At 61.4% G+C, this 1528-nt stretch carries 2 protein-coding genes; both read left to right on the top strand.

The annotated features are described in order from the left end of the window. A partial coding sequence (locus tag AC1D1P_RS23010; RefSeq protein ID WP_477674592.1) for a ShlB/FhaC/HecB family hemolysin secretion/activation protein occupies positions 1 to 981 on the top strand: 981 nt, incomplete at its 5' end. 41 nt (positions 982 to 1022) lie between these two features. After that, positions 1023 to 1528 (top strand): two-partner secretion domain-containing protein (locus AC1D1P_RS23005; protein ID WP_477674591.1); only part of this gene is annotated, 506 nt, incomplete at its 3' end.

The raw sequence follows: 1528 nt of genomic DNA, 5'->3' as shown, positions 1-1528 counted from the left end.
AAATACCTCGGCCCCGCCGAGATCGGCGTGGAAGTGAACATCAACCAGTTGCTGGGCGTCAACGACCAGTGGCGCTTTCGGGGCATGAGCAGCGGCAACTCCGAGCTGGCCTATGCACAAATTTCCTATAGCCAGGTAGTCACGACAGAGGGTCTCAAACTGTCCGCTGCCGTGTCCAGGGCTCGCACACGTCCGGGCGACATCCTGACGCCGTTTGATATGCGTGGCAACGCGGACACGACGACGGTCTCTGCTGCGTATCCGCTGCTTCGGACCCGCAATGAGAGCGTGACTGCAAGGGCAACGTATGAGCACACCGACGTGCAAACCGATGTGTTGGGCACCCGGGTAATTGAAGATCATCTCCGTGTGCTGCGCCTGGGGCTTGGGTGGCGAGTGCTTGACCGCCTGGGCGGGCAGAACTCGCTGGATGTGGATTTCAGCCAGGGACTGGGTGGCACCCAGGAATCCGATCCGCTCAAAAGCCGGGCAGGGGCCAAAGGGGTGTTCAACAAACTTACCTTCGATTACGAGCGTACCCAGCCTCTTGCTTCGAACCTTGCACTTACGCTGGGCCTGAGCGGGCAGTGGGCCAACACCCCCCTGCTTTCGTCGGAGCAATATGCGGTGGGCGGCCGGCGGTTTGGGCGGGCCTACGAGCCTGCTGAACTGGTGGGTGAGCGCGGGCTGGCGTTTCGCGCCGAACCTCGTTATTCCGGTTCCTCGGACTTCGCGGGCTTCAGGTCATGGCAGCTCTTTGCCTTCTATGACATCGGCAAGGTCTGGACGGTGGGCTGTACTTGTGTGGGCATGCCCAACAGCCAGAGCCTGGCATCGGCAGGGCTGGGGACTCGCCTCTTCCTTCCACGGAACGTGGTGGCTGCGGTGGAGATCGCCTGGCCCCTGACCAAACCCATCGCGAGTTACCAGCCCCACGGAAAAGACCCCCGGCTGCTGGGCACGCTGCTGGTGCGCTTTTGATGATTTGTTCAATGACTTTTCTTTGCCTCAAGAGGTGATCCATGAACGCTAAGCTGAACTCCCCGAGTGCTTCCACTTCCGGCCGGCGCCGGCGATCTTTTGCGCTGAAGGCCCTTCCGGCGGCGGTCGCCATGCTGTTCTCGCCGCCAGGCTGGCCGGTTGACATCGCCGGTGGCGCAGGCCTTCCCCAGAACGGCACGGTGTTTTCCGGCACGGCCTCAGGCTCGGTTTCGGGCAACCAGCTCACCATCAACCAGGGAACCGACCGCGCCGTGGTTAACTGGGGCTCGTTCGACATCAACCCCGGAAAGATGGTGCAGATCAACCAGCCCAACGCAAGCTCGGCCATGCTGAACCGCGTGACCGGTGACGCCAGCCCTTCCCAAATACTGGGCAGCCTTTCGGCCAACGGAACAGTGATGCTGATGAACCCCAATGGTGTGATGTTCGGGCAAAACGCCGTGATCAATGTGGGCTCGCTCATTGCCACCACGGGCAACATTGATGTCAACAACTTCATCAACACCGGCGGCGCACAGATCACCGG

The organism is Polaromonas sp. P1_E1_2, from assembly GCF_056406035.1.
The sequence above is the reverse complement of the archived record's forward strand: the minus strand, read 5'-3'. Positions and strand labels throughout refer to the sequence as shown.